Here is a 19,357-nt window from a genome sequence, read left to right as displayed (position 1 = left end):
GATTGGGCCAAGGCCTAATGTTGCACTGCGAAACGCGCCTTTCAATGCCAATCTTCTTGGGCCAGTTTGCTCCTAATCGATTTGATCCGCTATGCGCGCCAGGCTTTCCTCGCGCCCAAGCACGGCAAGCACGTCGAACACGCCAGGCGAGGTGCTTTTGCCGGTCAGCGCGGCCCGCAACGGTTGGGCCACGGCGCCAAGCTTGTGGCCACCGGCCAGCGCATAGTCGCGGATCACGGCTTCCGCCGCGGCTGCAGTCCAGTCGCCGGAAAACGCATTCAAAGCTTCGTGAGCGCCGCGCAGGATCTTGCGGGCGTCGTCGTTGAGCAGGAGGGCCGCCTTCTCGTCGACCGGCAGCGGTCGCGTGGCGAACAGATAGGCCGCGCCATCGACGAGCTCGACCAGCGTCTTGGCGCGCTCCTTCAGGCCCGGAAGGGCCGCCAGCAACTGCGCCTTGTTGTGTTCGTTGAGGCGCGCGGCCATCGCCGGGCCACCCTCGAGATAGGGCAGAGTGGCGATGAAGATGTCCAACAGCTTCGCGTCGGCCATGCGCCGCATATGCGCGCCGTTGATCGCTTCCAGCTTGGCGAAATCGAAGCGGGCAGCGCCCTTGTTGACGTCGCCGATATCGAACCAGGAGATCATGTCCTTGATCGACATGATCTCGTCATCGCCATGACTCCAGCCCAGGCGCGCCAGGTAGTTGAGCAGTGCCTCCGGCAGGTAGCCCATGGCCCGATAGGCTTCGACGCCGAGCGCGCCATGGCGCTTCGACAGCTTGGCGCCGTCGGCGCCATGGATCAGCGGGATGTGCGACATGGACGGCACGTCCCAGCCCATGGCGTTGTAGATCACGGTCTGGCGGGCCGCATTGGTCAGGTGGTCGTCGCCGCGGATGATGTGGGTGACACCCATGTCGTGGTCGTCGACGACGACGGCATGCATGTAGGTTGGGTTGCCGTCCGAACGCAGGATGATGAAGTCGTCGAGATCCTTGTTGGGGAAGCGCACCTCGCCCTGGACGCGGTCATGGACGATCGTCTCGCCTTCGGTCGGCGCCTTGATGCGGATGGCGCCCTTGACGCCCGCAGGCGCCTCAGAGGGGGCGCGGTCGCGCCACTGGCCGTTGTAGCGCGGCGGCAGGCCCTTGGCCCGTGCTGCCTCGCGCATCGCCTCCAGCTCGGCCGGCGTCTCGTAGCTGTAATAGGCCTTGCCCAGACGCACGAGTTCCTCCGCGACCTCGCGGTGGCGTGGCGCGCGCTCGAACTGCGAGACCGGGTCGCCGTCCCAGGTCAAGCCGAGCCAGGAGAGGCCGTCGAGGATGGCAGCCGTCGCGGCGGCGGTCGAACGCTCGCGATCGGTGTCCTCGATGCGCAGCAGCATCGTGCCGCCGGTGTGTTTGGCATAGAGCCAGTTGAACAGAGCCGTGCGCGCGCCGCCGATGTGCAGATAGCCGGTGGGCGAGGGGGCAAAACGGGTGACGACCTTGTCGGACATGAAACTCTCGGAAACCATCTGAAGCGGGGTGCGGCCGCGCGGACTTTCGCGCGTCGCGCGTTCATGTAGCATAGGGCGTCAGGCGTGCAAGGGGCAGGACCCGATGGCTGGACGAGGCTGGGGCTCGGATCAGGGCGAGGACGCTGGTGTTGGCGTCAGCGAACGGTCGTTGTTTGCATCTCCCCTTGCGAACCCACTGCCATCGCCCCTTATGCCTGCACCCGGCAGCCAGCCGCCGCAGGCGGATATGCCGGCGACACTTCCGCCGCCTGCTTCAGGCCGGATTGTGCGTGTCCGGCGGCGACTCGCCCGGGTTTCCTGGCCTCGCCTACGCCATAGCGCGGCGACAGCAGCGGAGCTCGAGCTTGACCGGGGCATCGCCTTCCTGCTGGTGCCGGTTTGTCTGGCCGCTGGAGCGATCGGCTATTATTCGCTCGCGACGGAGCCTGATTTTGCAAAGCCTGTCGCGGTCGTCGTGCTGATGGCGGTCTGTGCGCTTGTTTCGCGCTCCTGGCCCAAAACCCATCTGGGCTTCACGGCGGCATTGTTGTGCGCGCTTGGCCTGCTTGTCGCCAAGGTCGAGACATGGCGGGCGGGCACCCAGATGCTGGGTTCGGAAATCTCGACGCAAGTCACCGGCCGTGTCGTTTCGCTCGACCGGATGGAGACCGGCCGCATCCGGCTGACCATCGACGTGACGTCGACCGCCCGGCCGAAACTGCGCTATGCGCCGGAAAGGGTCAGGCTTTCGGCGCGAGATATCCCGGCGGAAATGACCGCCGGCTCCCTGGTCACCGGCTATGCTAAACTGTTGCCGCCGACCGGTCCGGTGCGGCCGGACAGTTACGATTTCTCCTTCGACAGCTATTTTGCCGGCATTGGCGGCAGCGGATTCTTTCTCGGCAACCCAAAGCTTGTCTCAGCCACGGACGACGAGGTGCCGCTCACGGCCCGCCTTTTCTCGGGGATAGAAAATGCCCGTGAAGCCATTGCCGACCACATCAGGGCCACGGTTGGCGGTGCCGAGGGTGAGATCGCGGCGGCGCTGATCGTCGGCGTGCGGGCCGGCATTCCCGATGAAATCAACGAGGCGATGCGACGCACCGGCATCTATCACATCATCTCCATTTCCGGACTGCATATGGCGCTCGTCGCCGGTACCATCATGGGGCTGCTGCGCGGCGCCTTCGCGCTGTTTCCGGACTTTTCCGCGCGTCGGCCGGTGAAGAAATATGCGGCCGCCGCGGCCCTTTTCTCGATCGCCGCCTATCTCGTCATTTCCGGCGTCGTCGTCGCGGCCGAACGCAGCTTCATCATGCTGGCGGTGATGCTGATTGCCGTGCTGTTCGATCGCGCGGCGCTGACCATGCGCAATCTTGCGATCTCGGCGATCGCCGTCATTGTGGTGTCGCCGCATGAGGTAGTCGGCCCAAGCTTCCAGATGTCGTTCGCCGCGACCGCGGCGCTGGTCGGCGCTTATGCCGGCTGGGCGGATCACCATGCGGGAAAGGCAAGACCGCCACCGCCAAAGCGATCCCTGCCGGGTTTTCTCACGCGAAAATTCCTGCTGGCGACGGGTGGGTTGGCGATGACATCCATCATCGCCGGCTGCGCCACGGCGCTGTTTGCCATCTGGCATTTCCAGCGTGTGTCGCCGCTCAGCCTGTTCGCCAATCTGGCCGTCATGCCGATCGTGTCACTGATTGTCATGCCTTTCGCTGTTCTCAGTTCGCTTGCGATGCCCTTTGGTGCCGACAGTCCCTTCCTTTACGTGATGGGCAAGGGCCTGACCGCAATGATCGCCATATCGGCGTGGATATCGGAGCGCTCCCCGGTCGATGCGGTCGGGGCTGATTTCGCAGCAATCCGTGCTGCTGGTGACCGTCGCCCTGGTCATCGCGACGATGGCGACGACCTGGCTGCGGCTCGCGGCAGTGCCATTCGCGCTTGCCGGCCTGCTGACAGTATCGGATACGCGCGCCCCGGATGTGCTGATTTCCGAAGATGCGCGTTTGGTGGCGCTGCCGATCGGCGGTGGAGAACTCGCGGTCAGCCGGGCTCGCCCGAACGAGTTCACCGTCGACAATTGGAAACGCGCGCTGGTGTCCGAAACCATCGTCGTGCCGGAGATGTTCGACAAGGCGGACTGGCAATTCGACATTGCCGATGCCGCCAATCTGCCGCCGGGAGCGCCGTTTTATTGCACGGATGGCGTCTGTCTTGCCCGGCACCCGTCAGGGGCGATCATCGCGCATGTCGAAGACCGCAAGGACACCTGGAAGGCTTGCGGTTTCGCCGATTTGATCGTCGTCAATGACGCGACAGGCTATGATTCCTGCCACAATCCGCTGGTTCTTGTCGTCACCAAACGGCAACTTGCCCGCAAGGGCAGTGCCGCCGTCTTCTTCGACCGCCAATCGGCGACAGGTCCGCCAATCATCAGCTTCGCGGTGGACGGGCCATATCGGCCCTGGCACGAGCAGCGAAAATTTTCGCGCGAGGCGAGGGGGCTGCCGCCCTATCAAAAACCCGAAAAGCCGGCCGTTCCTGCTCAGTAGCGCCGGATCAACCCGACAAGCTTGCCTTGCACCTTGACCCTGTCTGGCCCGAAAATGCGCGTCTCGTAGGCCGGGTTGGCGGCTTCAAGGGCGATCGAGGCGCCCTTGCGGCGGAACCGTTTCAGGGTTGCTTCCTCCTCGTCGACCAACGCCACGACGATCTCGCCCGGGCTCGCCGTGTCGGCGTTGCGGATGATGACCGTGTCGCCGTCGAAGATGCCGGCGTCGATCATCGAGTCGCCCTTGACCTCAAGTGCATAATGCTCGCCACCCATGATCATGTCCGGCGGTACCGAGATCGAATGTGTCTGATGCTGGATGGCATCGATCGGCACACCAGCGGCGATGCGACCCATCACCGGGATCGACACGGCGGAAACCGCATCGTCATTATTGCCGGCCGCGGGCAAGCGCGATGCCGCCGGCTTGATCTGGCGGCCAAGACCACCCTGGCCGAGGCTGCCCTGGATGACGCTTGGCGAGAATTTCTTTGCCGCGTTGAGGCCGGGTGCGATCGAATCCGGCAGCCGCAGCACTTCCAGCGCCCGCGCCCGGTTGGGCAGCCGGCGAATGAAGCCGCGTTCCTCCAGTGCCGTGATCAGGCGATGAATGCCTGACTTGGAGGCAAGATCGAGCGCCTCCTTCATCTCGTCGAAGGAAGGCGGAATGCCGCTTTCCTTGAGCCGTTCATGAATGAACATCAGCAGTTCATGTTGCTTGCGTGTCAGCATGGCGGCCCCCAAGGCATTGAACGACGGGTGTGAATCAGAATCGAAAAACAAACCCAGAACAAACACTATCTGTTCCAGTTGTGTTCCGCAACTGTTTAAAGTTTAATGAATTTGTTAACGCGTCTGAAATTATTTGGCCCCGGCAGCGGGCCGCGCTCGACCGCTTCCGCTCCCCGCAGGTTCATTGAAATCATTTTGGTTAATGGCCTGTGGCCTACCCCTGGATGCGGTTTGGCATCAGGCGTTTGAGAGGCGTCCACAGAGCGGATTTGTACGGTGTATCGATCCATTTCCGGCGGAACGAAACGAAATCAAAATGCCAACGGTCGCGGGTTCAGGCCGGCCACGGCCGCGTGGATCTGGACGCCGCGGCGACGTCATCCGGAAACCGCTTTCAGGCTGCCGGCGCGCGCGGTGTAGGTGTTGGCGCCGTTGTCTTCGCTGTGGACATAGACATGCAGCGTGTAGCCGATATGCGCCGTCATCAGCGCCTTTGCCCGCTCGACGTCGCGATCGAGCGCCGCTTCCATGATTGCGGTGTGATGCTCGATGGCGATCGCTTCGCGCAGCGCGTCCATAGCCTCGCCATAGCCGTCCTTGAGGCCGGCCGCCGCCCGCAATGTCGGCGCCAGGCCGAGAAACCGATGATGCCGACACAGCTGATCGGCGATCGTCGAGCGAAAGCGCAACAGCCAGTTCGACGTCGCCGCGCTCAGCAACGCCGCATGGAAGGCCTCGTGGCTCTCGTCCCATTTGTCGACGGCCGCATCGGAAGGGTCTTCGACCGCGGTCTTGCAGCGGGAGAGCCGGTAATGAGCGGTGACGACCGCGTCCTCCCATTCCCTGCCGCCGTTCGCGATCGATTCCAGGAACAGCGGCATTTCGACAACCATCCTTGCGCGCGCCAGGTCCTCGAGCTCGGCGCGCGACACGGGAGCGACGGCAAAGCCGCGATTGCTGATGGCGGTGACCAGGCGCTCGGCTTCAAGTCGGGACAAGGCTTCACGCAGCGGCGTCCAGCCGACGCCGTATGTGCCGCGCAGCGCGCTCAGCTTGAGCGGCGCGCCCGGCATGAGGCGGGTGGTCAGGATATCGCGCCGCAGCAGCTGATAGGCCGCCTCGGTCTTCGTGGAATTGTTCTGATCCTGCATCGCCATCCGTCCGTCATCGGCTTGCGAAAATTATATATGAAGCGGAGGTATGGCAAGAATTATATATAATGTTTGACACACGGCGGGCGACTGACCATGATCGCCGCAGTTGCCGTCCTGTGGGCGGCGCTGATCAAATCTGGGAGGAAATGATGTTGAAGTCGAAGTCCGCTTGGCTGTCGGGATTGGCCCTGGCAGGCGCATTAATGGTCAGCGCAGGCAGCGCCGCGGCCGATCAGATACGCATCGGCATCGCCAATTTCGGCGAGCATCCGCAGCTCAACGCCGCCATAGCGGGCTTCAAGAAGGCATTGACGGACAAAGGCTTTGTCGAGGGCAAGGACGTCGTCTACACCGAAAGCCATACCAATTTCGATGCATCTCTGGTGCCGCAGATGATCGCCAAGCTGCAGGCGGAGCAGCCCAAGCTGATCTACACCATCACCACGCCGGTCTCGCAGATCGCCAAGAAGGCGCTCGCCGGTTCCGGGATTCCGATCGTCTTTGCCGCGGTCACCGATCCGGTGGCGGCCAAGCTGGTGCCGTCGTGGGACGCCGGAGACGAAGGCATGACCGGCGCCAGCGATCTGCAGGATGTCGCCGCGGTGATGGCCTTCACCAAGAAACTGCTGCCGAACGCCAAGCGTTTTGGCGTGCCTTACAATCCAGGCGAGGCCAATGACGTTGCCCTGATCGAAAAGATCAAGGCGGCGGCACCCGCCGCCGGCTTTGAGGTCGTCGAAGTCGGTGTCGACAACGTCAATGACATTCAGCAGCGCATCGCTTCGCTCGCCGGCAAGGTCGACGTGATCTACGGTCCGGCCTCGAACCTGATCCAGCCGGCGATCGCCGCTGTCTCCGCGGCCGCCCGCCAGGCCGGTATCCCGGTCGTCAACTCTGATGACAGCGCGGTCCGCAACGGCACCGTGCCGGCGAGCTTCGCGGTCAATTACACGCAGGTCGGCATGAACGCCGGCAACATCGCCGCCGAAATCCTCAAGGGCAAGGATCCCAAGACGATCGCGCCGTCGCGCCCGGCCTACAAGGATCACATGGCAACGATTTCCCGCAAGGCGATGGCCGCGTTCGGCATCGAGATACCGGCTTCGATGGCCGATTGCGGCTGCATCGTCGACTGATATCGGGCTGCAAGGGGCGATGGCGTTGGCGCCGTCGCCCTTCCGGCCAGGGAGGAACGATGCTCGATATCCGATCCGCGCGCAAAGTATTCTACAAGGGGCAGGCCGACGAGAAGGTCGCGCTCGACGGCCTCAGCCTGTCATTGGCCACCGGCGAGTTCGGCATCGTCATCGGCTCCAACGGGGCCGGTAAGAGCAGCATGCTCAACGCTATTTCCGGAGCCCTCGTCCTGGATTCCGGCAAGATCCTGATCAACGGCGCCGACGTGACAGCCATGCCGGTGCACAAGCGCGCCACACGATTGGCGCGCGTCTTCCAGGATCCGATGCGTGGCACCGCCGCCAGCATGACCGTGGCGGAGAACATGCTGCTGGCCGATCTGCGCAGCCAAAAACGCACGCTGCGGCAAGGGCTGAACGCCACGCGGCTCGCGTCCTACAAGGAGCGCCTGTCGATATTGGGCCTCGGCCTCGAAAATCGTCTCGACACCCGTGTCGACCTGCTCTCGGGCGGGCAGCGGCAGTCGCTGTCGCTGATCATGGCAGTCGGCGGATCGCCGGACCTGCTGCTGCTCGACGAGCATACCGCGGCACTCGACCCGCGCACGGCCGAGATCGTCATGCAGGCGACGGTGCGTGCCGTCAACGCGCTGAAGCTGACCACGCTGATGGTGACCCACAACATGCAGCACGCCGTCGACTATGGCAGCCGGGTGATCATGCTCGACGCGGGCCGGGTCCTGCTGGAGGTCTCCGGCGAGGAGAAGGCGAGGGTCACGGTTATCGATCTGATCGGCCATTTTTCCATCAAGACCGACCGCATGTTGCTGGCGAGCTGATCACCATGGGCTTTATTCCGGACGTTCTGACGAGCTTTGTCGCGATCATGCCGGTGACCCTGGCGCAGAGCCTGATCCTGGCCTTTGTCGTGCTCGGCATCATGATCCCGTTCCGCATGCTGAACTTTCCCGATCTCACTAGCGAAGGCGCCTTTCCGCTGGGCGGCTGCGTCTGCGGCGTGCTGCTGGCTGCCGGGGTATCGCCGCTGACCTGCATCGTCGTCGCATTTGTGGCGGGCTTCGCGGCGGGTTGCTGCACCGCCTTCATCCATCTGCGCTTCCGCATCCACACGCTGCTGGCGGGCATCCTGATGATGACGATGCTCTACAGCATCAACCTGCGCATCATGGGCAAGTCCAACCTTTCGGTTTTCGGCTCGCCCACCGTGTTCGATTGGGTGCCGTTCGCGCGGCCGGGTTTTCCGGCCAGCAAGATCGTCGTCGCCGGCCTTCTCGCGCTCATCGCCTTTGCGGCGCTCTACATGTTCTTCAGAACCGAGAAGGGGACCGCCGTGCGCGCCGTCGGCGCCAATCCCGACATGGCCGAGGCGCAGGGCATCAATGTCTGGGCGGCGACCATAGGCGGTGTCGGGCTGGCAAGCGCGTTTTCGGCCTCGAGCGGCGCGTTGATGGTGCAGTCGCAGGGATTTGCCGACGTCAATATGGGGCTGGGCATCCTCATCAACGGCCTTGCCGCGCTGATGATCGGCGAGGCGGTCGTTGGCAAGCAGACGGTCTCGCGCCAGCTGCTGGCGCCCTTTGCCGGCGCGATCATCTACTACCAGCTGGTGTCGTTCTGCCTTGCCGCCGGCATGCCGCCTCCCGACCTGAAGCTTGCCACGGGCCTGTTCGTGCTCGCCATGCTTGCTCTGCCGAGCCTCAAGCGCAGCCGGGGACCAGCGCCCGCGCGCGAAGCGATCCGTGAATAACCAGGGAATGTCACACATCATGCGTGCAACGATCGATCTCGCCGCAGTCGAAGCCATGGATGCGGCGGATCCGCTGCGTGCCATGCGCGACCGCTTCATTTTGCCGGAAGGTGTGATCTACCTCGACGGCAACTCGCTGGGTGCCGCGGCGCCCGCCGTCTTCAACGAGCTGCAAAAGGCGGCGACGCAGGAATGGGCGCAGGATCTCATCCGCGCCTGGAACACCGCGGGCTGGTTCGACATGCCGGTCGCGCTCGGCGACCAACTCGGACGTCTGATCGGCGCCGAGGCCGGCCAGACGGTGGTCTGCGACACGACCTCGATCAACATCTACAAGGTGCTGCATGCAGCCCTTGGCATTCGGCCGAACCGCTCGGTCATCGTCGCTGAGGGCGACAGTTTCCCGACCGATCTCTACATGGCCGAAGGCGTGGCCTCGACGCGGCCGGGCACGGTGCTGCGGCTCGAAGGCGTCGACGCGCCCACCATCGAGGAGCTGATCGATGAGCGCGTCGGGGTCATCCTGGTCAACCACGTCAATTACAAAACCGGACAATTGCGCGACATGACCGCGCTGACGTGCAAGGCCCATCAGGTCGGTGCGCTGATCGTCTGGGATCTCTGCCATACGGCCGGCGCGTTGCCGGTCGAACTCGATGCTGCGAACGCCGATTTCGCCATTGGCTGCACCTACAAATATCTCAATGGCGGTCCGGGTGCGCCGGCGTTCATCTATGCAGCGAAGCGCCACCACGACGACGTCCATCAGCCGCTGAGCGGTTGGTGGGGCCATGCACGGCCCTTCGCTTTTGAACAAAGTTATGCGGCCGGCAGCGGCATCCGCCGGTTCCTGTGCGGCACGCAGCCGGTGCTGTCGATGCGGGCGCTGAAAGGGGCGCTCGATATCTGGGACGATGTCGACATGGCGGCGGTGCGCAAGAAGAGCATCGCGCTCACCGACCTGTTCATCCAGCTCGTCGAAGCCAGATGCGGCGCCTACGGCCTCGAACTCGAAGGTCCGCGCGACGGCAATGCGCGCGGCAGCCAGGTGTCGTTCCTCCACCCGCATGGCTACCGGGTGATGCGGGCCTTGATCGAGCGCGGTGTGATCGGCGATTTCCGCGCCCCGTCGACCATCCGCTTCGGCTTCACGCCGCTCTATGTCGGCTACAAGGACGTCTGGCAGGCGGTCGAGGTGCTCGAGGACATCCTGCGCACCGGCGCCTGGCAGGAAGCGCGTTTCGCGGTCAAGACGGCGGTGACTTGAGACCTCAGAGCCGCGTGCGGACCGTCCACAGTTCCGGAAACAGCACGACCTCAAGCATCTTCTTGAGATAGGACGCACCTGAGGTGCCGCCGGTGCCGCGCTTCAGGCCGATGATGCGCTCGACCGTGGTGACATGGTTGAAGCGCCAGCGGCGGAAATAGTCCTCGAAATCGACCAGCTTCTCGGCCAGCTCATAGAACATCCAGTAGCGCTGCGGATCGCGGTAGACGGTCTGCCAGGCGACCATGACCTCTTCGTTCTCGGTGCGGGTCTCACGCCAGTCGGTGCGCTTGGCATCGGCGCCGATGTCGAACCCGTTGCGCGCCAGAAGCAGCAGCGCTTCGTCGTAAAGCGATGGCTCGGCCAGGATGGCCTCCAGCTTGCCGGTGAGGTCCGGCCGGTGCTTGTGAGGTCCGAGCATTGCTAGGTTGCGGTTGCCAGCCATGAACTCGATGGCGCGGTATTGCCAGGACTGGAAGCCAGAGGATTGGCCGAGCGCGTCGCGGAACTCGGTGTATTCGCTTGGAGTCATCGTGCGCAGCACGTCCCAGGCGTTGTTCAACTGCTCGAAAATCCGGGCGACGCGCGACAGCATCTTGAAGCTCGGCTCGAGGCGGTCGGCGCGAATGGAGCGTATGGCGGCGCCAATCTCGTGCAAAGCAAGTTTCATCCAGAGCTCCGAGGTCTGGTGCTGGATGATGAACAGCATCTCGTCATGCGCCGACGACAGCGGCGTCTGTGCGTCGAGCACTTTTTCCAGATGCAGATAGTCGCTGTAGGACATGCGCTCCTTGAACGACATCTGCGCGCCTTCGGAGGCCGGATCGTAGGGCTCGCTCAATTGATTTTCTCCGTACGCAGCCGGAAGCGCTGGATCTTGCCGGTCTGGGTCTTGGGCAGGGCGGCGATGAATTTGACCGAGCGCGGATATTTGTAGGGCGCTATCGTTGCCTTGACGTGGTCCTGCAGGCGCTTGACGGTCAACGCATCGGGCGCCACGCCTTGCACCAGCACGACATGCGCCTCGACGATCTGACCGCGTTCGCCGTCATCGGCGCCTATGACCGCGCATTCGGCGACATCGGGATGCGACAGCAGTGCCGCTTCGACCTCTGGTCCGGCGATATTGTAGCCGGCGCTGACGATCATATCGTCGGAACGCGCGGCGAAGTGGAAGAAACCGTCCTCGTCCTGGGAAAAGGTGTCGCCGGTGAGGTTCCAGCCGTCGCGCACATACTCCTTCTGCCTGTCGTCGGCCATGTAGCGGCAGCCGGTTGGTCCGCGCACCGCCAGCCGTCCGGTCTCGCCGCGTGGCACCTCTTGCATCGCGTCGTCGACGATACGCGCTTCATAGCCGCCCACCGGCTTGCCGGTGGATGCAGGCTTCATGTCGCCAAAACGGTTGGAGATGAAGATGTGCAGCATTTCGGTGGCGCCGATGCCGTCGAGGATCGGCTTGCCGGTCTTCTCGGTCCATTCCTCGAAGACAGGAGCCGGCAAGGTCTCGCCGGCCGATACGGCGACACGCAGCGATGACAAATCGGCACCTTCATCCATGGCCTTCAGCATGGCGCGGTAGGCGGTAGGAGCCGTGAAGGAAATGGTCGCTTTGTAGGTCTCGATGATGTGGATCATGTTGGGCGGCGTCGCCTGTTCCAGCAGCGTCGCCGCCGCTCCAAAGCGCAGAGGGAAGATGGCAAGGCCGCCAAGGCCGAAGGTGAAGGCGAGCGGCGGCGAGCCGACAAAGATGTCGTCCGGCGTGACCTGGAGGATTTCGCGCGCATAGGCATCAGCGATGATCAGGAGATCGCGGTGGAAGTGCATCGTGGCCTTCGGCACGCCCGTCGTGCCGGAAGTGAAGCCGAGCAGGGCGACATCGTCGCGGCCGGTATTCACGGCGGTGAAGGTGACCGGCTTGTCGAGCGCGGCGCGGTCGAGCTCGGCATCGTGGTTGGCGGTGCCGTCGAAACCGATCACCTGCTTCAGGAAGGCGCTGTCCTTGGCGCAGGCGGTCATCTCGTCCATCAGCCTGGTGTCGCAAAGCGCGGTGGTGATCTCCGCCTTGTCGACGATCTTGGTAAGTTCGCTGGCGCGCAGCATCGGCATGGTGTTGACGACCACCGCGCCGACCTTGGTGGCGGCCAGCCAGCAAGCAACCATTGCGGGGTTGTTGGCGGAGCGGATCAGCACCCGGTTGCCCGGCTTGACGCCATAATTCTCGACCAGCGCGTGGGCCAGCCTGTTCGTCCAGTCAGACAGTTCCTTGTAGGTGCGGCGGCGGCCATTGCCGATCAGGGCGGTGTGATCGCCAAGACCCTTCTCGACCAGCCTGTCGGTCAATTCGACGCCGGCGTTAAGGCGTTCGGGATAGTCGAAGCCGTCGAGCAGGAAGTCCGGCCACTGATCCGGCGGCGGCAGATGTTCGCGCGTGAACGTGTCGATATGCGCTGAAGGCCCAAGCATGTCGCCGCCATCCCATTTGCTGCCTGGCCAGTGCGCGAAGCATCTGTCCGAGGTCGTGGATCTGAAGTTCCCGTCTTTTCGCGAGAGGCTTTGTGTCGCCAGTTACACCTGTTCGGCGACGCCACCGGAAGGGTGGACATTCGCAGGTTTGGACAGCACAGCGGACCTCCCATTGTCGACTGTTCTCGGGGCAGGATCGCACCAGTCGAAATTTGTTTCAAGCCTAAAATGTTTTTGCCCTGAAGCATTGACGCATGGCATGGTGGCGGCCATTGCTAGCGTCAAACGCATGCGTTTTTGGGGGAGGGTGCCGATGCCTAGACATCGCATTGCCGATTGGAACAACGCCTACGCCAATGGCGCGAACATCGCCGGCAGCGACCGTTGGCCGGCCGCGTGGGCGGAACCGGCGCAGGCCTTCCGGGACGCGCTGGCGGCAGAAGGCCGGGCACGGCTGGACATCGCCTATGGCGAGCGGCCGCGAAATCGCTTCGATCTTTTCCTTCCCGAGGCCGCGCCCCAGGGGCTCATCGTGTTCATCCATGGCGGTTATTGGCTGGAGTCCGACAAGAGCGACTGGTCGCATCTGGCCAAGGGCGCGGTCAGCAGCGGCTTTGCCGTGGCGATGCCGTCCTACACGCAGTGCCCGGACATACGCATCGCGGGCATCGTCCGTGAAGTCGGCGCGGCGATCGAAAAAGTGGCGGCAATGGTCGACGGACCGTTGATGCTGACCGGACATTCGGCCGGCGGACATCTCGCCAGCCGCATGGTGACCACATCGACGCCTCTGGCGGCCGATGTGGCAAAGCGCATCCGCCATGTCGTTTCGATCTCGGGCCTGCACGACCTTCGTCCGCTCATGCGCACCGGCATGAATGGCGCTTTGGCAATCGACGAAGCCGAAGCGCAGGCCGAGAGCCCCGCCCTGTTGCGGCCCTTGGATGGCACCCGCATCACCTGCTGGGCCGGCGGTGGCGAGCGTTCCGAGTTCCTGCGCCAGAATGCGCTGCTGGCCAATATCTGGACCGGTCTTGGCGCCACCACCATCTGCGTGGTCGAGCCCGACCGGCATCATTACGACATTGTCGATGGCCTCGCCGATCCGGCGCACGCGCTGACGCGAACCTTGATCTCGGAATAGGTGAGATCGTTTTTGTCCTGTTATCAGTGAATTATGGGATAATCCTTCAGCGCAGCATCAGCACGCTGCAAGAATCCCCGGCGGCGGATGCAGGGGCAAATGGCGCCCGCACGATCAGTCCATTGGCGTCGGCCAGCATCCTCAGCATGGACGAGTCCTGGATGCTGAACGGCGTCGCCACCAGCCCGCCATCGTCCTCCCTGACCACCGACCGCACATAGTCTTGGCGCAGGTCATTGGCCGGCATTGCGGCGCCCAGTCGGGCCGAACGGATGTCCTGACGATGATCACGGCCGCCGAGCCTCGCCAGAAGCGGCTTGAGGAACAATTGCGAGCAGACCAGGCTTGCGACCGGATTGCCGGGCAGGCCGATGCACCTGATGTCGCCGAGGCGTCCGAACATCAGCGGCTTGCCGGGGCGCATGGCGATCTTCCAGAATCCGAGCGTCATGCCTTCGCCGGTCAGCACGTCATGGATCAGGTCATGGTCGCCAACCGAGGCGCCGCCAAGCGTGACGATGACATCCGCACCGGCCGCGACCGCCTTTTTGACCAGCGCTGCGATGGCATCCTTGCGGTCGGCGGCAATGCCGAGATCGAGCGCGCGGGCGCCGACCGATTGCGCGGCAGCGGCGACGCCATAGGCGTTGGACGAGATGATCTGGTCCGGCCCGAGATCGCTGCCGGGCGGCAGCAACTCGTCGCCTGTGGCGATGATGGCGACCAGCGGCCGCCTTACCACACTCACTCTGGGATGGTTGGCCGATGCCGCCAGCGAGAGTGCCGCCGCATCGAGCAAACGACCTTTTTCCAGCAGGACGTCGCCCTTGGAAAAGTCGAGGCCGATGCGGCGTATGTTGCGCCATTCCGCAGTGGGCTCGATCACTTCGATCTCACCGCCGCCGAGATCCCTCACGTTTTCCTGGATGACGATGGTGTCGGCACCTTCAGGCAGCGGCGCACCGGTGAAGATACGCACGGCCTGGCGCTCGCCGACGGTGCCCTCAAAACCGCGCCCGGCCGGTGCCATGCCGATCACCGAAAGTTTCGATGGCACGGACGCCACTTCGGCCGCGCGCACCGCGTAACCATCCATGGCCGAAGCGTTGAAGGGCGGCTGAGTGCGAAGTGCCGCGACCTGTTCCGCCAGCACCCGATCGACCGCGTCGAACAGAGAAACGCTTTCGCTGGCCAGGGGGGCTGCACCATCCAGCAGGCGCTCAAGCGCCTCGGCCACCGGAACCAGCGCCATCAGGCGCCAGCCTTGTAGTCGCCGGACTTGCCGCCGGTCTTTTCCACCAGCTTGATGCCGGAAATGACCATGGCGCGGTCCACGGCCTTTGCCATGTCGTAGATGGTCAGGCAGGCGACCGATGCGGCGGTCAGCGCTTCCATCTCGACGCCGGTCTTGCCGGTGACACGCGCCAGCGCGGTGACTTTCAGGCCGGGCAGCGCGTGGTCGGGCTCGATGTCGACGGAAACCTTGGTCAGGAGCAGTGGATGGCAGAGGGGGATCAATTCATGCGTCTTCTTCGCCGCCATGATGCCGGCGATGCGGGCGGTGCCCAGCACATCGCCCTTCTTGGCGTTGCCGGCGAGGATGGTCTTCAGCGTCTCGGGCTGCATCGAGACGAACCCTTCGGCGATCGCCGTGCGCGTCGTCTCTTCCTTGTCGCCGACATCGACCATATTGGCCTCGCCTTGCGCGCCGAGATGGGTGAGGGCCGATGTCATCGTCAGACGGCCATAGAGCGACGTGCGTCCATTCGGACGCACAAAGTACGCTCTATCACTTTGAATCTATGCATCGTGCTCTCCGAAAATCGATTCCGATTTTCGGGCCGATGCATCCAGCGCCTTGCCCGTCAGCAGAAGGCGGGTGGCGGCGGTGACGTCCTGTTGCCGCATCAGGCTCTCGCCGACAAGGAAGGTGCCGATGTCCTTCTTCTGCAGCCTGAGGCAATCGTCATGTGTGAAGATACCGCTCTCACTGACCAGCAAGCGGTCGGCCGGCACCATCGTTGCCAGCCGCTCGGAGGTTTCGAGGCTGGTCTCGAATGTTCTCAGATTGCGGTTGTTTATGCCGATCAGCCGCGACGACAGCTTTAGCGCGCGCATCGTCTCGGCTTCATCATGCACCTCGATCAGCGCATCCATGCCGAGTTCAAATGCGGCCGCTTCCAATTCGCTCGCCAAGGCATCGTCGACGCTGGCCATGATGATCAGGATGGCATCCGCGCCCCAGGCGCGCGCCTCATAGACCTGGTAGGGATCGAACAGGAAATCCTTGCGCAGCGCGGGCAGGGAGACGGCTGCCCGCGCCTTGGTGAGGAATTCCGGCGCGCCCTGGAAGGACGGTGCATCGGTCAACACCGAAAGACAGGCGGCGCCGCCCTTCTCATAGGCCTGCGCCAGTGCCGGCGGATCGAAATCGGCACGAATCAGCCCTTTGGAAGGGCTCGCCTTCTTGATTTCGGCGATCAGGGCGAAGCGACCCGATCCGCGCTTCGCCTCGAGTGCTGCAAGAAAGCCGCGTGGTGCGTCGGCGTCCTTCGCCCGCGCCTTGATCTCGGCCAGCGGTTTCAGTGCCTTGGCGGCGGCGATCTCGTCGCGCTTGTAGGCCTCGATCTTGCGCAAAATGTCAGACACGGTTCACCCGTTCGAAATTTCGACCAAACGGTCGAGCACCTGCAGCGCCCGGCCGCTGTCGATGGCTTGTGCCGCGAGCGCGATGCCGTCGGCGAGCGTCGTCGCCTTGCCCGCGATTACCAGCCCGGCGCCGGCATTCATCAGCACGGTGTCGCGATAGGCGCCGGCAGCACCACCCAGCATGTCGCGCAAGGCCTTGGCATTGTAGGCGGCGTCACCGCCGCGCAGCTCGTCCTTGGTGTGGCGCTTCAGTCCAACCTCTTCCGGGGTCAGTGTGAAGCTGCGGATCTCACCGCCGATCAGTTCCGCCACCTGCGTCTCGCCGGTGGTGGTGATTTCGTCATAGCCGTCGCCATGAACGACCCAGGCATGCTCGGTGCCCAGCGCCTTCAATGTCTCGGCCACCGGCATGATCCATTCCGGCAGGAACACACCGACCATCTGCCTGACGACGCCAGCCGGATTGGAGAGGGGGCCGAGCAGGTTGAAGATGGTGCGGGTGCCGAGCTCGACGCGGGTCGGGCCGACATGCTTCATCGCCGGGTGGTGCGCGGGCGCGAACATGAAGCCGACGCCGGCTTCGTGGATGCAACGGCCGATCGTCTCCGGCGGAATGTCTATCTTGACCCCAAGCGCGATCAGGACATCGGCCGCGCCGGTCAGCGAGGACAGGCCGCGATTGCCGTGTTTGGCGACCGGCACGCCGGCGGCGGCGATAACGAAGGCCGAGCCCGTCGAAATGTTGACGCTGTGGGAATTGTCGCCGCCCGTGCCGACGATATCGATGGCACCCGCGGGCGCCTCGACGCGCAGCATCTTGGCCCGCATCGTGGCGACAGCGCCCGAAATCTCGCTGACCGTCTCACCGCGTACGCGCAGCGCCATCAGGAAGCCGCCGATCTGTCCGGGGGTCGCGTCGCCTGACATGATGATGTCGAAGGCCTCGCGCGCTTCCTCGAAGGAAAGCGCGGTGCCGGCCGCCACCTTGGCGATATGGGTTTTCAGCGCGCTCATCTTGTCGAGGCTTGGGCAACGGCGGCCTGGTCGATGCGGACGTCATACTGCGTCTGCAACTGCGCCACCAACTGGTCGAGCAGATCGTCCGACATGCCGGAAGTGAAGGATTTTTGCGCATCCTCCGGTACCGAGCTGGCATCGGCTCCGGCGGGCTCGAACACTTCGGCGACCTTGAACAGGATCTGCCCGTCGCCGGTGGGCGAGGGGATCAAGCCGGTGCCGCCTTCGCCGACGCCGAACATCACGGCAGCGCCTTCCTTGCCGAAATCGGCATCGTCGGCTTCGCGCCTCAGGCCGCGCTTGGTCTGCTTCTCCAGTTTGAGATCGCCGGCGATGACATCGAGCGTGGCACCAGCCTTGAGCCGCTTGTCGAGCTCGCTCGCCTTGGCGGCAAGGCGCTTGGTGGTCTCGGCTGCCGTCCAGTCGGCGACGACTTTCTGGCGGACCTCGTCAAGTGTGCGGTCGCGAGCCGGCGTGATCGAGGCGACTTCATAGAAGATGAAGCCGTTGTCGGCCGTGGTCAGCGCTTCGTTTTCGGTTTTGGGTTCGGCATCAAAGACCGCCTTGATCAGTGCAGGAGATTCCGGCAGGTCCTTGACGATGGAGCCGTCCGGCCTGAGGCCGCTGCGATCGATGGCATCGATGGTGACGTCCTTCAGCTTCAGCTTGGCGGCCGCGTCGGCCAGCGAACTGCCGGAGGCGCGGGTATCTTCGTAATTGTCGTGCACATCCAAAAGGATGCGGCTTGCCTCGCCCAGCGCCAGGTCCTTGCGGATCTGGTCGGACACTTCGGCGAGCGGCTTCACCACCTCGGGCTTGATCTCGGTGACGCGCAGCAGCACCGGACCGAAGGCGCCCTGAACGACCTGGCTGACTTCGTTGGCGTTGAGCGCGAAGGCGGCATCTGCAACCGCCTTGTCGGCGATCTTGTCCTTGGCCAACGTGCCAAGCAGCGTGTCGGCCGGGGTCTTGCCTTCGGCTGTCACCAGCTTTTCGAACGTGGCGCCGGCCTTGAGCGAATCGAGCGCGGCTTTGGCTGCGTCCGGTGTCTTGAACACAAGCTGCTCGATCGTGCGCATTTCGGGCGTCGTGTAGCGCGCCTTGTTCTTGTTGTAATCGTCATTGACCTGCTGGTCGGTGACGGCAGTCGGATCCATGATGTCCACCGGCTCGAGGCGGACATAGGAGAATTTGCGGTACTCAGGTGCGGCGTAGGTCTTCTTGTTGGCCTCGAAATAGGCCTGAAGCACGCTGTCGCTCGGTGCCTCGATGGGCTCGACGAGCTTCTTCGGCAACACCAGATAGTCGACGGTGCGGTCCTCGCCGCGATAGAGCGCAACGGCCTTGAAGAAAGCGTCCGGCGCCTTGAGGCCGTCCGAGACCGCCTCGACGATCTGCTGGCGCACCGCCACCTGGGCGCGATTCTTCAGATAATCCTCGGGCCGCATGCCGACCTGGCGCAGCATGTACTCGAATGTTCTCCTGTCGAACTCGCCGCCTGGACCCTTAAACGCCGGATCCTCGCGTGTCAGCTCGGCCAGCCGGTCCTTGGACAGGCCGAGGCCAAGCTTGCGGGCCTGTTCGTCGAGAACGGCGCCGGAGACAAGCTGAGCCAGGACCTGGTTGTCGATGCCGAGCGCCTTTGCCTGTTCGTGGGTGAGGCGCTGACCGAACTGCTGCGACATGACGGCAAGCTGGCGATCATAGGCGAGGCGGTATTCGTTGATCGATACCTTGGTGCCACCCGCTATTATCACCGAATCGTGGCCGGCAAAGCCGCCCATCAGCCGCCCGGAGATGCCCCAGGCGGCGAAACTGACCACCAGCAGCGAAAGCAATGTCTTCGCGACCCATGTACCCGCCGCGCTTCTCAATACACCAAGCATCGTTACTTCCGATTTATGCGCATTTTCGCATGCGCCGAGTCTGAAACAAGCGCAATAGCGCCCTTCCGGGCCACTGTCGATTGCTTT

15 protein-coding genes and 1 pseudogene are annotated in these 19,357 nt (G+C 63.7%); 6 read left to right on the top strand and 10 right to left on the bottom strand.

The features are described from left to right. Window positions 1–72: 72 nt before the first annotated feature. The gene (gltX, locus tag ACVILI_RS19770; RefSeq protein WP_240565035.1) at window positions 73–1,497 is read right to left on the bottom strand and encodes a glutamate--tRNA ligase; all 1,425 of its coding nucleotides are present in this window, start codon (window positions 1,495–1,497) and stop codon (window positions 73–75) included. A gap of 103 nt (window positions 1,498–1,600) precedes the next feature. Between gltX and ACVILI_RS19765 the strand changes: the two are divergent. After that, window positions 1,601–4,055 (top strand): annotated as a pseudogene (locus tag ACVILI_RS19765) (ComEC/Rec2 family competence protein). On the opposite strand, the gene lexA reads toward ACVILI_RS19765, so the two are convergent. After that, the gene (gene lexA, locus ACVILI_RS19760) at window positions 4,049–4,786 is read right to left on the bottom strand and encodes a transcriptional repressor LexA (RefSeq protein ID WP_020628877.1); all 738 of its coding nucleotides are present in this window, start codon (window positions 4,784–4,786) and stop codon (window positions 4,049–4,051) included. The pseudogene ACVILI_RS19765 and the gene lexA sit on opposite strands and share 7 nt — an antisense overlap. A 377-nt stretch (window positions 4,787–5,163) precedes the next feature. After that, window positions 5,164–5,937 carry a GntR family transcriptional regulator gene (locus ACVILI_RS19755; RefSeq protein WP_038652715.1) on the bottom strand — a complete coding sequence of 258 codons (774 nt, stop codon included), beginning with the start codon at window positions 5,935–5,937 and terminating at the stop codon, window positions 5,164–5,166. Window positions 5,938–6,089: 152 nt separating this feature from the next. Here ACVILI_RS19755 and ACVILI_RS19750 point away from each other — a divergent pair, with 152 nt between their 5' ends. The 4 genes from ACVILI_RS19750 to kynU are packed head-to-tail and all read left to right on the top strand — an operon-like array spanning window position 6,090 to window position 10,111. Further along, window positions 6,090–7,076 carry an ABC transporter substrate-binding protein gene (locus tag ACVILI_RS19750; RefSeq protein WP_032933440.1) on the top strand — a complete coding sequence of 329 codons (987 nt, stop codon included), beginning with the start codon at window positions 6,090–6,092 and terminating at the stop codon, window positions 7,074–7,076. A 59-nt stretch (window positions 7,077–7,135) separates the two neighbouring features. Continuing rightward, complete coding sequence (locus ACVILI_RS19745) at window positions 7,136–7,915, top strand: ABC transporter ATP-binding protein (RefSeq protein WP_038646859.1); 780 nt, start codon at window positions 7,136–7,138, stop codon at window positions 7,913–7,915. 5 nt (window positions 7,916–7,920) lie between these two features. Continuing rightward, window positions 7,921–8,844 carry an ABC transporter permease gene (locus tag ACVILI_RS19740; protein ID WP_019858181.1) on the top strand — a complete coding sequence of 308 codons (924 nt, stop codon included), beginning with the start codon at window positions 7,921–7,923 and terminating at the stop codon, window positions 8,842–8,844. A gap of 19 nt (window positions 8,845–8,863) precedes the next feature. Further along, window positions 8,864–10,111: a kynureninase gene (gene kynU, locus ACVILI_RS19735; RefSeq protein ID WP_457102572.1), complete on the top strand. Its 1,248-nt coding sequence runs from the start codon at window positions 8,864–8,866 to the stop codon at window positions 10,109–10,111. Between the two features lie 4 nt (window positions 10,112–10,115). Here the strand turns inward: kynU and kynA are convergent, their stop codons facing one another. Both kynA and ACVILI_RS19725 read right to left on the bottom strand, forming a co-directional pair. After that, a complete protein-coding gene (gene kynA, locus ACVILI_RS19730; protein ID WP_019858179.1) occupies window positions 10,116–10,952 on the bottom strand; it encodes a tryptophan 2,3-dioxygenase in 837 nt (278 codons plus the stop codon). Then, window positions 10,949–12,574 (bottom strand): AMP-binding protein, encoded by a 1,626-nt coding sequence (locus ACVILI_RS19725; RefSeq protein ID WP_038646857.1) that lies wholly within the window; start codon window positions 12,572–12,574, stop codon window positions 10,949–10,951. The genes kynA and ACVILI_RS19725 overlap by 4 nt, the downstream gene beginning before the upstream one ends. Window positions 12,575–12,887: 313 nt before the next feature. On the opposite strand from ACVILI_RS19725, the gene ACVILI_RS19720 reads away from it, so the two are divergent. Next, window positions 12,888–13,718 carry an alpha/beta hydrolase gene (locus ACVILI_RS19720; RefSeq protein ID WP_038646855.1) on the top strand — a complete coding sequence of 277 codons (831 nt, stop codon included), beginning with the start codon at window positions 12,888–12,890 and terminating at the stop codon, window positions 13,716–13,718. 46 nt (window positions 13,719–13,764) lie between these two features. Here ACVILI_RS19720 and ACVILI_RS19715 read toward each other — a convergent pair whose 3' ends face one another. The 5 genes from ACVILI_RS19715 to ACVILI_RS19695 form a co-directional block, all read right to left on the bottom strand. After that, complete coding sequence (locus ACVILI_RS19715; RefSeq protein ID WP_038646853.1) at window positions 13,765–14,970, bottom strand: molybdopterin molybdotransferase MoeA; 1,206 nt, start codon at window positions 14,968–14,970, stop codon at window positions 13,765–13,767. Next, window positions 14,970–15,452, bottom strand: a complete 483-nt coding sequence (gene moaC, locus ACVILI_RS19710; protein ID WP_019858175.1) for a cyclic pyranopterin monophosphate synthase MoaC — start codon at window positions 15,450–15,452, stop codon at window positions 14,970–14,972. Before moaC ends, ACVILI_RS19715 begins: the two co-directional genes overlap by 1 nt. A gap of 66 nt (window positions 15,453–15,518) precedes the next feature. Continuing rightward, a complete protein-coding gene (gene trpC, locus ACVILI_RS19705; protein ID WP_038646851.1) occupies window positions 15,519–16,367 on the bottom strand; it encodes an indole-3-glycerol phosphate synthase TrpC in 849 nt (282 codons plus the stop codon). Window positions 16,368–16,370: 3 nt separating this feature from the next. After that, window positions 16,371–17,381 carry an anthranilate phosphoribosyltransferase gene (gene trpD, locus ACVILI_RS19700; RefSeq protein ID WP_038646849.1) on the bottom strand — a complete coding sequence of 337 codons (1,011 nt, stop codon included), beginning with the start codon at window positions 17,379–17,381 and terminating at the stop codon, window positions 16,371–16,373. Next, window positions 17,378–19,270 carry a SurA N-terminal domain-containing protein gene (locus ACVILI_RS19695; RefSeq protein WP_038646847.1) on the bottom strand — a complete coding sequence of 631 codons (1,893 nt, stop codon included), beginning with the start codon at window positions 19,268–19,270 and terminating at the stop codon, window positions 17,378–17,380. Before ACVILI_RS19695 ends, trpD begins: the two co-directional genes overlap by 4 nt. Between the last annotated feature and the right edge of the window lie 87 nt (window positions 19,271–19,357).

This window comes from Mesorhizobium sp. USDA 4775 (assembly GCF_054062655.1).
This window is presented reverse-complemented; position numbering and strand designations above follow the sequence as displayed.